The organism is Idiomarina sp. HB (assembly GCF_048059115.1).
In the GTDB taxonomy this organism is placed as follows: Bacteria; Pseudomonadota; Gammaproteobacteria; order Enterobacterales; family Alteromonadaceae; genus Idiomarina; species Idiomarina abyssalis.
This window is the reverse complement of sequence record NZ_JAYLVU010000001.1, coordinates 996809-1010511: the sequence shown is the minus strand read 5'-3', so window position 1 is coordinate 1010511 and position 13703 is coordinate 996809. Positions and strand designations below refer to the sequence as shown.

Below are 13703 nucleotides of genomic sequence, written 5' to 3'. Positions count from 1 at the left end.
CAAAACAAATAATGATAGCCATTCTCATTTAAAAATAGTCATCTAAATTCGGTATTTGAGGGTAGTCAAGGTATTAGCTTCTGCTATTCTAAAAATGACTTACTTTCAGCGGAGAATTTATGTCTGACTTATCATTGCTTGCCCTGATTGGTGTGCTGTCCATTTGTTGTCAGTGGTTAGCGTGGCGCATTAAGCTGCCGGCAATACTGCCTTTGCTTATTTGTGGCTTATTGCTGGGACCCACTCTGGGGTTATTGGAGCCGGATGCGTTATTTGAAGATTTGCTCTTTCCTTTTGTCTCTCTGGCGGTAGCCGTTATTTTGTTTGAAGGCAGTCTCACGCTGAAGTTTGAAGAAATTCGCGGGCATGGCCGAATGGTAACCAACCTGGTCAGTATTGGTATGTTGGTTACTTTCGTGGTCATTGCAGTTTTGACGCATTTCATTATGGGTTATGGCTGGGAAATTTCGGCGTTATTTGGTGCGTTAGTTGTGGTAACAGGCCCCACAGTTATTCAACCAATGATACGCTCTATTCGGCCTATCAATAAGCTCGCTAATATTTTGCGCTGGGAAGGGATTATTATTGACCCGCTCGGTGCCTTGCTGGCGGTATTGGTGTATGAATTTATTATCGCCAGTCAGGACGTTGCTTTCCTACATGCGCTTCAGGCGTTCGCGACAACTGTTGCTCTTGGTTTTGCTTTAGGTTGGGGAGCTGCTCGCTTGTTAGGTCTTGCACTGGGCAGAGGTTGGTTCCCGCATTACTTACAGAATGTTGCAACGCTCACTATCGTATTGGGTGTTTTCGCTCTGTCGAATGCCATACAGCATGAATCCGGTCTATTAACCGTTACGGTTATGGGTATGGTTATGGCCAATACCCGTAATCTGAATATGGAAGAAATACTGGAGTTTAAAGAAACACTCAGTGTATTGCTGATTTCTGCTCTGTTCATTATTTTGGCTGCACGACTAGATTTCGCTGAATTTGATGCGCTGGGAATGCCCGCGGTTATTCTGCTGGCCATTATTTTGTTTGCAGTAAGACCTTTAGCCGTATGGCTTTCAGCTATAGGAACCGAGCTGAGGTTCAAAGATAAGGTTTTATTATCCTGGATTGCGCCCAGAGGTATTGTCGCGGCCGCTGTTTCGGCGTTATTTGCTTTGAAAATGGAAGAGTCGGGCTGGACTGAAGCCGCGGCGGTTGTTCCTTTAGTTTTCCTGGTAATAATGACAACGGTTGTCTTACAAAGCTTAACGGCGAAGCCATTAGCCCGAATGTTGGGCTTATTAGAGCCCTCAGCCAAAGGTTTTTTGATTTTTGGGGCCAACCAAATGGCTCGGGCAGTTGCTAAAAGTTTACAGGAGAGCGGTATTCCTGTGCGCCTGGCAGACACCAACTGGGAGAATATTAAGCTGGCCCGTATGGACAATTTACCGGTGTACTTTGGTAACCCTGCCTCGGAGCATGCTGCCAATAATATTGATTTGACCGGCCTTGGAAGGCTATTAGTCATGTCTCCCTATAAACAACTTAACCCACTTGTATCAATGTACTACCAGGACTGGTTTGGCTCTAAGAAAGTGCATGGGCTAAATGGCGGTGAGCAGGATTATCGTGCCAGCCACCAGCTAACTGAAAGCTACCGAAAGACACTTAACTTATTTGGCGAAAGTGTTACCTATTCGAAACTTGCCAGCCTTAACTTTAAAGGGGCGAAAATTAAGTCTACGCCCATTACCGATAGCTTCAGTTTCGCTGATTATCAACAGAAATATGGGACAAGAGCGTTACCGATGTTTGCGCTGGATGACGCAGAAAAGGTTTATATTTTTACCACGGAGCGTGAGTTGATTCCTCAGCCAGGGTGGACTGTAATTGCCATGATTTCAGCGGAGCCTGAAGAAAATGATAGCGAAAAAGGCGGCGAAAAGGGAACAGACTGACGTTGTTGGCTGCCCTCAGTGTGACTGGGTAAGCCAACGAACCGAGCTTTCAAAACGTGAGCATGCTGAGTGCCCACGTTGTGGGTATTTTCTGGAAGGTGCGGCCACCAGGCATCACACCCTGGTGGCTATAGCGGCAGCAGCTTTAGTCTTACTGCTGGCTAGCTTACAGGTCAACTTTATCAGCTATTCGGTAACCGGCTCTGAGCAATCGATGACGTTGATGGATGCAGCCTGGCAGCTTTCCTTTTTTCACGAAAAAGTATTGGCCGTTTTAGTCCTTTTGACTGTTATTCTAATTCCCGTTTTGTACCTTGTTAGCCTTATATGGGTGTACAGCCAGATCCATAATTCGGGCAGTAACCGATTAAACCGATACTTCCTGCGTTTAATGGAGCATTTGAAACCCTGGCTAATGACTGATGTTTTTTTACTCGGGACTCTGGTGTCATTGGTGAAAATATCGGGTCTGGCAGAGGTTCGTTTACTTGAGGGGTTTTGGGGCTTCAGTGTTTTTGTCGTTCTACTATTGTATGTGTACGAGCGAGCTAAACGTACACCGATATGGGACTACTATATGGCGGCATCCCGACCCAATATACATGTGCAAGCTGGAATGACAGCAAATGAGCAGGGGGTGCAGACTTGCCCACTTTGTCACGCCTTAAATTCTAAAGATGCCGGTAGATGTTATCAATGCACCGAGCCGCAGAAGACAGCGTGGTGGCGGAAGCCGGGGACAACTTTGGCATTAATTTTTGCTGGCGCTATTATGCTAATTCCGGCGCACTGGCTGCCGGTAATGGAAACGGTACGGTTTGGCAACGAGCAGCCTGCAACCATTATTGGCGGGGTTACTGAATTATGGCAGGCCGGGGATAAGCCTGTTGCTGTAATTATTTTTGTCGCCAGCCTGGTTATTCCGGTCGCGAAAGTTTTAACACTGGCTGTGTTGTTGCTACTGGCTCAAAGGCAAACGCCGGCCATTGTCCAGAATCGCTTATTATTGTTTAAAGTAACCGACTGGATAGGACGTTGGTCAATGATTGATATTTTCGTTGTAGCAATACTGGTCGCTTTAGTTCGGGGTGGGACTGTTATGTCGGTGTATCCTGGCAGTGCGGCAGTGTCCTTTGCAGCTGCTGTTGTTCTTACTATGCTTGCAGCTATGAGTTTTGATACGCGCTTATTCTGGCGAGAGGCACATAAATGACTGAAAATTCGACAACCCGGGTTCGTAAATCCGTAGGTATTTCTCCGGTCTGGATTGTGCCATTGCTGGCGCTTCTGGTCGCACTTTGGATGGTTTGGCAGGATACCCGTGGGGCAGGCCCTACCATTACTATTGAAGTTGCGGACGCTGAAGGTCTTGAAGCCGGAAAAACTCAGGTGCGGGTTCGTAATGTCGACGTTGGGCAGGTTACTGAGGTTCGGTTATCTGATGACTTCTCTTCGGCAGTGGCTGAAGTCGCTATGAATGAGGGAACCGAAAGAATGCTTAATGCCGATACGCGCATTTGGGTGGTTAAACCCAGAATTGGACGGCAGGGCGTCAGCGGTTTGGGAACCTTACTTTCTGGTGCTTATATTCGATTGCAGCCAGGAGATTCAAAAGATCAACAATTTCACTTTAAAGCATTAGAGCAGCCCCCGGTAACGCCTCAGGAAACACCGGGACGCCGTTTAACCCTCACAAGCGAAGGGCAAACAAGCGTTACTGTAGGGGACTCAGTTCAATACCAGGGGTTTACCGTTGGCCAAGTTGAACAAGCCGAGTTTTTAGTGAATGAGCGAGAAACACGTTACCAAATTTTTGTAAAAGCGCCGTACGACGAGTTAGTTACTCAAAATACACGGTTCTGGTTGCAGCGTGGGGTATCTATTCAATGGAACTCCCAGGGGCTGGACTTAGCACTTGGCTCGTTAGAGTCGCTGTTGGGTGCCAGCGTAACTTTTGGTGTGCCTGAGGGGCAGCCCAGGGGTGATAAGCTGACAGGCGAGCAGAATTTTGAGTTATTTGAAAGCCTTGAGGAAGCAAAGCAGCAAGGCTATATCCATGGTATTGACTACGTTGTACTGTTAAATGAGTCCGTTTCCGGACTGGATAAAGGTGCCCCGGTACAATTTAAAGGGGTACGTGTTGGAACGGTCAGGGAAGTCCCTTTGCGCTGGTTCCCGGATGAGAGTGAAGAAGCGCCTTTAAAGCGTATTCCGATACTGATTCGGTTTGAGCCTGAGCGTTTAAGAGGCTTGGTCGCAAATACCGATATTGAAAGTTGGAAAGATCGCTTACCTGACTTATTCGAACAAGGATTAAGAGCGAATATCAGGGCGTCAAACCTGCTAACAAATACGTTATTTGTTGATGTCAGGTTTTACCCGAATGCACAACAAGCTGATGTTGCGGAGACTTTTGCCGGGCATCCGGTCATGCCGGCTATGGCCAGTGACTTCACACGGTTAGAAGAAAAGCTGACGGAACTGATGGATAAGTTTAATGCACTTCCTCTTGAGCAAGGGTTGAGTGACTTCTCAGGAGCAATGCAGTCGGTTGATGAAACCGCACAGAAGCTGGAAAGCGTTTCTGATAGTCTGACTCGAATTGTCGAGCAGCCTCAGGTGCAACAGCTGCCAGAGTTATTGCAACAAAACCTGATTCAGTTGAAAGAGCTAACGGGCAGCGTTAGTGAAGGGTCTCCAACCCGGCAGCAACTCAACCAGACATTAAATGAAATTGAACAGCTTTCACGTGAGTTAAAGCCTGTTATTGAGCTGTTGCAGGAACAACCGAATTCACTTATTTTCAGCCCATCTGTTGAGCCTGATCCGGAGCCAAAAGCCTATGAATAATGGATTTATTGTCAGAGTACTAAAGTTGGTTGGTCTGACCGCTATAGGGGTCTTAATAACGGGGTGCTCTTCTAACTCATATGAAGTGACTCAATACCGGCTGCCTCATCTGAGCCAGTCAGCGGAGGCGCTTTGCCTGGCAAATAAACGTCCGGTTTTTGTAGGTGATTCTGCGTCAAAGCCAGGTTTGCAGCTCCAGCAAGATGAAACTCGTTGGCATAGTGCTCGTCAGCATCGATGGAGTACGCCCTTAGCTCACCAGCTGCAACGCAGTGCTCAGAGATTATTGCTTACTGACGATTGCGCCGGGAAGTTAACCATTTGGGTTGACGATTTTTACGGAAGCAATGACTCAAGAGCTGTTGTTGCCGGGCATTGGCAATATCAAAGTGCTGATGCTCAAATTGTTCTTGAGGGAGCTTTTACCGAGAAAGTTCCGCTGAGAAACGATGGTTACCCGGCGTTGGTTAATGCACTCGATACGGCATGGCTGAATGTGATGGATACGATTAGCCTGGGTGTTGGCGATAAAGTGGCGCGTTAAAAGCGCCACTCACCACTGATTTGTATACCGACTTCGTTGTCGTAACTGCTGCTATCAATATATTGCAGCGAAAGTTTAATCAACCCTGAAAACGCAGGCTCAGTTCTTCGCAGCAGAGCTCTCGATAAGGTTTCATCATTTTTCTTTTTACTGTGGCTCAGTAATGCCGTCCAGGCCGAGCCGTCAGCAGAAAACTGACGATAACTTGTCGATACGGTCTGACTTTGGCGTGGGAATGGAGATCCGGGATTACGTTGGTGATGTAAAAAGTACTGTTTTTGGTTTTCATTTAACGAGTAAAAGTCGTGCTCTGTTCCGCCATCAAGTTGACTGTATTCAACAGTCACGCTGTGGCGACGCTCAGTTGAGCCGGTCATCCATTGCGCACCCAGGGTATATGCAGGTTTGTCATCGGACTCCAGTTTACGGTCAATACCAAGTTCAGCGTAAGCTGAAAACTGATGTGATCCCCAGTCAAAACCCGTTCGGGCATCGGCTGTTAACATACGGTTATCCGGCCGGTTATCAGCACTTTGCTCAATAGCACTGATTCCAAACCACAAATGCTGAAATAACTGACTGGAAAAGCGGATACCGTTGACCTGATAGTAATCACTGTAACCATCATCCTGATAAGCACTAAACAAGCTAATTTTAAAAGGATTCATACCCGCAGGAGGATAGTCCGGAGCATAGTCGATTCGAATTTTAGGCATAGGACGTGCGTTATTTGAAAAAAGCAGACTGCTATGTTCTGCCGGCCCCCAGCGTAAAGGTAGAGAATCCAGGCTGAAACTCCAGTCGTTGAGGTTATAAGCCAGGTAACTGCCATCTAATGTTTTCTTATGGTCACCTTCGAAAGGGTCCTGACGGTAGTTTACCTGAATTCTTGCTGCCCAGTTGGTACCGTGCATACTTCTGCTTAAACTGATTTTACCTTCTTCATAAATATCATCACCGTAGTCCTGAACGACTTGCTCACTGTCCGTTGCGCCAATGTACCAACGTGTTTTAGGGCCGGTCTGAGCTTGCGAAAGTTGATGGCGTACATGCCTTAGAGCCAGTTGTTGTGTTGTGCTTAGCTCTTTTATTTCAAGCGCATCGAGCTCGGGTAAAAGGCTTTTCCAGGTAACCGGAAATTGTTGTATCGGGGTTTTAATCAGTCCAGACTCCGCCAAAACTGTCAGGCTATTTCGTAATTCGACATCATTAGCTTCAATCCAGACGGAACTGACAGCTACAGGAGTAAGAAGTAAGCTAAAACTACCGATTATGAGCGTATTGCGAATAAATGAGTTGGATGACATGAAACTGATTTGAATCCCTATGACAAATTGCATTCTATATTGCCAGAAATTTTAACACTAAGACAACGGTTTATCTGAGCTTTTCAGTTATAATGTGAAGCTCCGGAGGTTTGGTTATGACTTTTAAAAATATTTTGTTTTGCGTGCTGTTCTTGCCGCTGCTGATTGGTTGTAGCCAGGAACAGTCAACAGGTTTGCGCAGTGCGGAAGTAAAAGCACTGGATGAAAGTATGTTACCAGATGAGCGCTGGCAACTGAGTAAGGCGACAATTGAGGTTAGTTTTTGTCGGGATCGTGTTAATGAATCGTTGTTGGGATCAAAGTCTGAATTAAGAGGCTGGCGCTTGTCAGGCGAAAGCACAGCCTTTCCTCCTTATAGGAAAGAGGGCTTAAAGGCATTGGCAAAACTGTTTGAGGAAGCGGATATATTGCTATGGCAGATAGAAGGAAATGTGAGCGCTCAGCGTTACCACATTGTAAAACCTTCCGGAGATTCCAGGGGGAGCGTTGCTGATGCCGTTTTCCCCGCGGTCGTAACCTTATCTTCCATTCCAGAGGTTTGTTATGTGGCTGTGGATGACTCTGAATATTAAGAAAACTTTATTTATTGAAAATTCGTAGAGTTAGGTTGTTATTCGTAAAAATTTTCTGCGGTTCGACAGAACTCAACTAAACTTGTTACTTAAGGCGAACGCAGAGGGGATCAGTTATGTCTATCGGGTTAATTATTGAGAATAAATTGAGAGAAGCGTTCACACCAGTTCATCTGGAAGTGGAAGATGAAAGCTATATGCATTCAACCGGTGCTAATGCTGAGTCTCATTTTAAAGTGACTCTGGTAACGCCAAAATTCAGCGGGGAAAGGTTAATTAACCGACACCGCGCGGTGAATAAAATTTTAGCAGACGAATTGATGAACCATATTCACGCTTTGGCTTTGCACACCTACACGCAAGGCGAATGGGAGCAGCTAGGTGAATCTAGGCGCTCACCAAATTGCCTCGGTGGGTCAAAAATAGCGACAAATTAAGAAAAAATACGCATGTCTGATGTGTTCCTGCGTTCGCATTGGTTACAATAGCCAAAATAATGCGAACAACAGGGATACATCACTATGATCATTAAGCCAAAAATTCGCGGTTTTATCTGTACTAATGCTCACCCGGTGGGCTGTGCTGAAAACGTTAAACGTCAAATCGAATTTGTCCGTAACCAACCTCCTATTTCCAATGGCCCTAAAAATGTTTTAGTCATAGGCTGTTCAACAGGTTACGGGCTTGCGTCAAGAATTACCGCTGCGTTCGGCAGTGACGCCCATACACTGGGTGTGTGTTTTGAGAAAGAACCCACTGAAAAGAGAACAGCAACAGCAGGCTGGTACAATACCGCGGCTTTTCATCAGCAAGCGGATAAAGCCGGCTTAGCTTTCCATTCTATTAATGGCGATGCTTTTTCTGACGAAATTAAGCAGGAAAGTCTCGATTACATTAAACAAAACATGGGTAAAATAGACCTCGTGGTTTATAGCTTGGCGTCACCTAAGCGTAAAGACCCCGAAAGCGGCGAAGTCTATAGCTCCGTATTAAAGCCAATTGGCAAACAGTACACCACCAAAACTTACAACACCGATAAAGATCAGGTGCATGAAGTGACACTTGACCCTGCGACAGATGACGATATCGCGAATACCGTTAAGGTAATGGGGGGTGAAGACTGGGAACGTTGGATTAAAGCCTTGCACGACGCCGATGTGTTAGCTAAAGACTGCCAAACAACGGCTTACACCTATATTGGTAAAAAGCTGACGCTTCCAATTTATGGTCATGCGACTATCGGCCGGGCTAAAGAAGATCTTGACCGCGCTGCTTCAGAGCTGGTTTCTGAACACGATGACCTAAACCTGAAAGCTTATGTCTCCTCATTGAAGGCACTTGTTACTCAGGCAAGTTCTGCTATTCCGGTAATGCCTCTTTATATCTCTTTAATTTATAAAGTAATGAAAGAAGAGGGCACACACGAAGGCTGCATTGAACAAATTTATCGGCTATTCACAGAAGGTCTTTATAACAGCAACCCAGAGTTAGATGATGCTGGCCGCCTGCATATGGATGGTTATGAAACCAACGATAAAACTCAGGCTAAGGTCGAGGCGCTTTGGGAACAGGTAACGCAGGACAATTTCCATCAACTTGCTGATTATGAAGGCTACCATCAGGACTTCTTACATTTATTCGGTTTTGGCTTCGATAATGTTGATTACGATGCTGATATTGATCCAAAAGTAAACTGGTAAGCGTTGTGGGAAAAATGCTAAAATCCCACCGATAAGTGTGGAAAATATTTCAGGTTGCCGATAACAAGCACCCCTGGAGGGGGCTGCTTGTGTCGGTAACTATTTGATTATTCAGGTTTCCAGCCTTAGTGGCTGGTTGTGATGAATCTTCCCTTAACGAGTAGTGCAAACGCATATGATTACGATCAAGAAAGGGCTGGACATCCCTATCAAAGGGGCGCCCCAGCAAAAACTATCCGACGGTAAGGCTGTGACGACGGTCGCTACCCTAGGTGAAGAGTACGTGGGTATGCGCCCAACCATGCACGTGAAAGTCGGTGACCAAGTTAAAAAAGGTCAGTTGATTTTCGAGGACAAGAAAAACCCTGGTGTCAAATACACAGCCCCTGGTGCTGGTGTAGTTAAAGACATCCTGCGTGGTGAGCGTCGAGTACTGCAGGCCGTTGTTATCGAATTGGAAGGTGACGACAAAGTCACTTTTGATAAGTTTGATAGCGATAAACTTAACTCATTAGGTCGTGAAAAAGTTCAGGACATTTTGGTTGAGTCTGGTCAGTGGACTGCGCTTCGTACCCGTCCTTATAGTAAGACTCCGGCATTAGACGCAGAAGCAAGCGCTATCTTCGTTAATGCAATGGACACCAACCCACTAACGGGTGACCCGACTTTATTTATTAATGAAGAAAAACAAGCTTTTATTGATGGTTTGAACGTATTGTCAAACCTGACTGAAGGCAAGTTGTTCGTTTGTAAATCGGGTGATGCGGAAGTCGACACTGGCAACGCTGATGTCACTTTAGAGTCCTTTTCTGGTCCTCACCCTGCAGGTTTAGTTGGTACTCATATACATTTCTTGCAGCCTGCGAGCATTAAACGTCCTGTATGGCACATTGGTTATCAAGACGTCATTGCATACGGTAAATTATTTACCACAGGTGAAGTTTTTACTGACCGCGCAGTGGCAGTTGCTGGTGAAGGTGTTAAAGAACCTCGCTTGGTTCGTACCCGCTTAGGTGCAAACCTGCATGAGTTGACCGACGGTGAGCTTAATGGCGACAACTTGAGAATTATTTCAGGCTCAGTTTTGCATGGGCATACTGCAGATGATGATCATGCCTGGTTAGGTCGGTTCCATAATCAAGTCAGCGTAATTCCTGAAGGTAATTATAAAGAGTTTCTGGGCTGGATACGTCCTGGCTCCGATTTGCACTCGGTTACCCGCGCATACGCAGGACACTTCAATCCGAAAAAACTTTTCAGCATGACGACATCGCTGAATGGTTCTTCGCGTTCAATGGTACCTATTGGAAATTACGAGCGAGTAATGCCACTAGATATTCTGCCAACATTGCTATTGCGTGATCTGCTATCAGGAGACACTGATGAAGGTCAGCAATTAGGTTGTCTGGAGTTGGACGAAGAAGATCTCGCATTGTGCACTTATGTTTGCCCTGGGAAATATGAATATGGCCCGGTGCTGCGTGACTGTCTCACTAAGATTGAGAAAGAAGGCTAACCCATGAGCTTGAAAGACACTCTCGAGCGTATTGAACCGCACTTCGAAGAAGGCGGTAAATACGAGAAGTGGTACGCGCTTTACGAAGCCGTAGCCACTGTTTTGTACACACCTGGTACCGTGACTAAGTCGGCTACGCACGTTCGTGACCGTATCGACCTTAAGCGCATTATGATTTTGGTGTGGATGATGACCTTCCCGGCTATGTTCTGGGGTATGTATAACGTTGGTAACCAGGCTGCTATGGCCTTGGCTAATGGTTATGAACTTGCTGATATCTGGCAGGTTGGCTTGTTCCACCTGTTTGGTGGCGAGTTGGGGGCTGACTCTGGCTGGATAGCCAAAATGTGGTATGGCGCCTGTTTCTACCTGCCAATTTATGCGGTGACCTTTATTGTCGGTGGTTTCTGGGAAGTACTGTTTGCGTCAATTCGTAAGCACGAAGTTAACGAAGGTTTCTTTGTTACTTCGGTTTTATTCTCATTGATTCTACCGGCAACAACGCCGCTATGGCAGGTTGCTCTGGGTATCACTTTTGGTGTCGTTATTGGTAAGGAAATTTTCGGTGGTACTGGCCGTAACTTCCTTAACCCGGCACTAACGGGTCGTGCATTTTTGTACTTTGCTTACCCTGCAAGCATGTCTGGTGACTCAATCTGGACCGCGGTTGATGGCTTCTCAGGTGCGACTAACCTGGGTAAAGCTGCTTTGGGTAATATGAATTACGGCGACACCGAGCTTTGGTGGGATGCGTTTCTAGGAAACATCCAGGGCTCAGTAGGTGAAGTTTCTACACTGCTAATTTTGATTGGCGGTTTAGCATTAATTTATTTCCGTATAGCCTCCTGGCGTATCGTGTTGGGTACTTTTGTCGGTATGGTTCTGTTCTCCGGATTATTGAACCTGATTGGCAGCGAAACTAACCCAATGTTCGCGATGCCTTGGTATTGGCACTTAGTATTGGGTGGTTTTGCCTTTGCGATGATGTTTATGGCAACTGACCCGGTTTCTGCGTCCTTTACTAATAAAGGGAAGTTCGCGTACGGCTTGTTGATTGGTTTTATGACGGTCATGATCCGTGTTATTAACCCGGCATTCCCGGAAGGCATCATGTTGGCCATTTTATTTGCTAACGTATTTGCACCGTTATTTGACCATTTTGTAGCACAGGCAAATATCAAACGGAGGTTAGCGCGTAATGGCTAAGAAAAATGAGAGTTTAGGCAAGACCGTTGGTGTCGTGCTAGCGCTTTGCCTGGTTTGTTCAATTGTTGTTTCTGGTGCTGCTATTGGTCTGAAGCCAATGCAGGAAAAGAACGCTGCTCTTGATATGCAGAAAAACGTTCTGGATGCTGCCGGTATTCTAAAAGCCGATACTGATATCGTTGAAACTTATAATCAGCGCATTGACACTATGGTTGTCAGCCTTGAAGATTTAAGTGTGAAAGATGATGTTGACCCCACATCGTTCAGTAATCGTAAAGCAGCTGGTGACCCTGAAACCAGTACTAAGCTTGAGAAAAAGAACGATCCTGCAGGCATCGGAACGCGTGAAAACTTAACACAAATATATTTGGTTAAGAGTGAATCTGGTGAAACAACAGGTCTGGTGCTGCATATACGTGGCCAAGGTTTGTGGGGAACCATGTACGGACTGCTTGCGTTAGAAGACGACTTTGACACCGTTAAAGGTGTTAACTTCTACGAGCATTCAGAAACACCAGGACTAGGCGGCGAAATTACGAATCCTAACTGGGTTAAATCTTGGGAAGGTAAAGAAGTTTACGGTGAGGACGGTAACGTTCAGTTTGAAGTAGTAAAAGGTGGCGCTAGCGATGAGCACGAAGTTGATGCTTTATCGGGTGCAACTTTGACTAGTAATGGTGTGGAATACCTAATTCAATTCTGGATGGGCGAAAATGGTTACGGTCCATTACTCAAGAAACTTCGTGAGGGAGAGTTGAACAATGGCTAGTGTAAAAGAAATGAAGTCCGTTTTATTCGGACCGATATTTGCCAACAACCCCATCGCACTGCAGATTCTTGGTATCTGTTCTGCATTGGCTGTAACATCGAAAATGAGCAACACCCTGGTTATGTGTATTGCATTAACCGCGGTTGTCGCATGCTCAAACTTATTTATTTCGATCATCCGTAACCACATTCCGTCAAGCGTTCGTATCATTGTTCAAATGACGATTATCGCAAGTTTGGTAATTGTGGTAGACCAAGTACTCAAGGCATACGCCTACTCAATTTCTAAAGAGTTATCGGTGTTTGTTGGCTTGATCATTACTAACTGTATCGTTATGGGCCGCGCTGAGGCTTACGCGATGAAGAGCACACCGTTTATGTCGTTATTAGACGGTATTGGTAATGGTTTAGGTTACTCTATCGTGTTACTTGTGGTTGGTTTTGTGCGTGAACTCTTTGGTTCAGGCAGCTTGTTCGATGTGCAGATTTTACCGCTGGCATCACAAGGTGGTTGGTTCGAGCCTGTTGGGCTTCTGCTAATGCCTCCAAGCGCCTTCTTTATCATTGGTGGTTTCATTTGGGTACTACGTACCTTCCGCACTGAACAAGTTGAACCTAAGGAGTAATGGTCATGGAACAATATATCAACCTGTTCATCCGCGCAGTTTTTATTGAAAACCTGGCGTTGTCATTCTTCTTAGGTATGTGTACTTTTCTGGCAGTATCTAAGAAAGTTAAGACAGCATTCGGTCTGGGGGTTGCGGTTATTGTGGTCTTGGGTATTTCGGTACCGGTAAACAATATTATTTACCACAATATCCTAGCGCCCGGGGCCCTGGATTGGGCCGGTTTCCCTGATGCGGATCTAAGCTTTTTGAAGTTTTTGACCTTCATCGGTGTTATCGCGGCGTTGGTGCAAATTCTGGAAATGACGCTGGATAAATACGTGCCCGCACTTTACAACGCGCTGGGTATATTCCTGCCCCTGATAACTGTTAACTGCGCTATCTTCGGTGGCGTAGCCTTTATGGTCGAGCGTGACTATAACTTTGGTGAATCAGTCGTGTTCGGAATTGGCAGTGGTGTTGGCTGGGCTTTAGCAATTGTTGCTTTGGCTGCAGTACGCGAAAAACTGAAATATGCAGATGTACCTGATGGCTTACGTGGCTTAGGTATTACTTTTATTTCAGTGGGTCTGATTGGTTTGGGCTTTATGTCGTTCTCCGGCGTATCCTTATAACCAGTGTGTTGAATCGGTAAAAGAAAGGTA

13 protein-coding genes are annotated in these 13703 nt (G+C 45.9%); 12 read left to right on the top strand and 1 reads right to left on the bottom strand.

Annotation, left to right across the window (positions count from 1 at the left end):
* Positions 1-119 precede the first annotated feature (119 nt).
* From VBY75_RS05020 to VBY75_RS05005, 4 genes are read left to right on the top strand one after another with little or no spacing between them, the layout of a single operon-like run.
* On the top strand, positions 120-1949 hold the full coding sequence (locus VBY75_RS05020) for a cation:proton antiporter (RefSeq protein ID WP_054486894.1): 1830 nt from the start codon (positions 120-122) through the stop codon (positions 1947-1949).
* On the top strand, positions 1912-3162 hold the full coding sequence (locus VBY75_RS05015; protein ID WP_416511325.1) for a PqiA/YebS family transporter subunit: 1251 nt from the start codon (positions 1912-1914) through the stop codon (positions 3160-3162). The genes VBY75_RS05020 and VBY75_RS05015 overlap by 38 nt, the downstream gene beginning before the upstream one ends.
* Entirely contained in the window at positions 3159-4799 is a 1641-nt protein-coding gene (pqiB, locus tag VBY75_RS05010) for an intermembrane transport protein PqiB (RefSeq protein ID WP_416511323.1), read from the top strand. The genes VBY75_RS05015 and pqiB overlap by 4 nt, the downstream gene beginning before the upstream one ends.
* On the top strand, positions 4792-5343 hold the full coding sequence (locus VBY75_RS05005; protein ID WP_054486898.1) for a PqiC family protein: 552 nt from the start codon (positions 4792-4794) through the stop codon (positions 5341-5343). The genes pqiB and VBY75_RS05005 overlap by 8 nt, the downstream gene beginning before the upstream one ends.
* Here the strand turns inward: VBY75_RS05005 and VBY75_RS05000 are convergent.
* Entirely contained in the window at positions 5340-6650 is a 1311-nt protein-coding gene (locus VBY75_RS05000; RefSeq protein WP_416511321.1) for a capsule assembly Wzi family protein, read from the bottom strand. The genes VBY75_RS05005 and VBY75_RS05000 overlap by 4 nt on opposite strands.
* Before the next feature lie 116 nt (positions 6651-6766).
* Here VBY75_RS05000 and VBY75_RS04995 point away from each other — a divergent pair, with 116 nt between their 5' ends.
* The 8 genes from VBY75_RS04995 to nqrE all read left to right on the top strand — a co-directional run bounded on the left by VBY75_RS04995 (position 6767) and on the right by nqrE (position 13673).
* Entirely contained in the window at positions 6767-7243 is a 477-nt protein-coding gene (locus tag VBY75_RS04995) for a hypothetical protein (protein WP_199494590.1), read from the top strand.
* A gap of 116 nt (positions 7244-7359) precedes the next feature.
* The gene (locus VBY75_RS04990) at positions 7360-7680 is read left to right on the top strand and encodes a BolA family protein (protein ID WP_054486905.1); all 321 of its coding nucleotides are present in this window, start codon (positions 7360-7362) and stop codon (positions 7678-7680) included.
* An 84-nt stretch (positions 7681-7764) separates the two neighbouring features.
* Positions 7765-8943 carry an enoyl-ACP reductase FabV gene (gene fabV / locus VBY75_RS04985; RefSeq protein WP_054486907.1) on the top strand — a complete coding sequence of 393 codons (1179 nt, stop codon included), beginning with the start codon at positions 7765-7767 and terminating at the stop codon, positions 8941-8943.
* Between the two features lie 175 nt (positions 8944-9118).
* Complete coding sequence (locus tag VBY75_RS04980; RefSeq protein WP_199494592.1) at positions 9119-10459, top strand: Na(+)-translocating NADH-quinone reductase subunit A; 1341 nt, start codon at positions 9119-9121, stop codon at positions 10457-10459.
* 3 nt (positions 10460-10462) lie between these two features.
* Positions 10463-11665, top strand: a complete 1203-nt coding sequence (locus VBY75_RS04975; RefSeq protein ID WP_416511318.1) for an NADH:ubiquinone reductase (Na(+)-transporting) subunit B — start codon at positions 10463-10465, stop codon at positions 11663-11665.
* Entirely contained in the window at positions 11658-12434 is a 777-nt protein-coding gene (locus VBY75_RS04970; protein WP_222236731.1) for a Na(+)-translocating NADH-quinone reductase subunit C, read from the top strand. Before VBY75_RS04975 ends, VBY75_RS04970 begins: the two co-directional genes overlap by 8 nt.
* Entirely contained in the window at positions 12427-13059 is a 633-nt protein-coding gene (locus VBY75_RS04965; protein WP_222236732.1) for an NADH:ubiquinone reductase (Na(+)-transporting) subunit D, read from the top strand. The genes VBY75_RS04970 and VBY75_RS04965 overlap by 8 nt, the downstream gene beginning before the upstream one ends.
* Before the next feature lie 5 nt (positions 13060-13064).
* Positions 13065-13673 (top strand): NADH:ubiquinone reductase (Na(+)-transporting) subunit E, encoded by a 609-nt coding sequence (gene nqrE, locus VBY75_RS04960; protein ID WP_054488475.1) that lies wholly within the window; start codon positions 13065-13067, stop codon positions 13671-13673.
* The last annotated feature ends 30 nt before the right edge of the window (positions 13674-13703 follow it).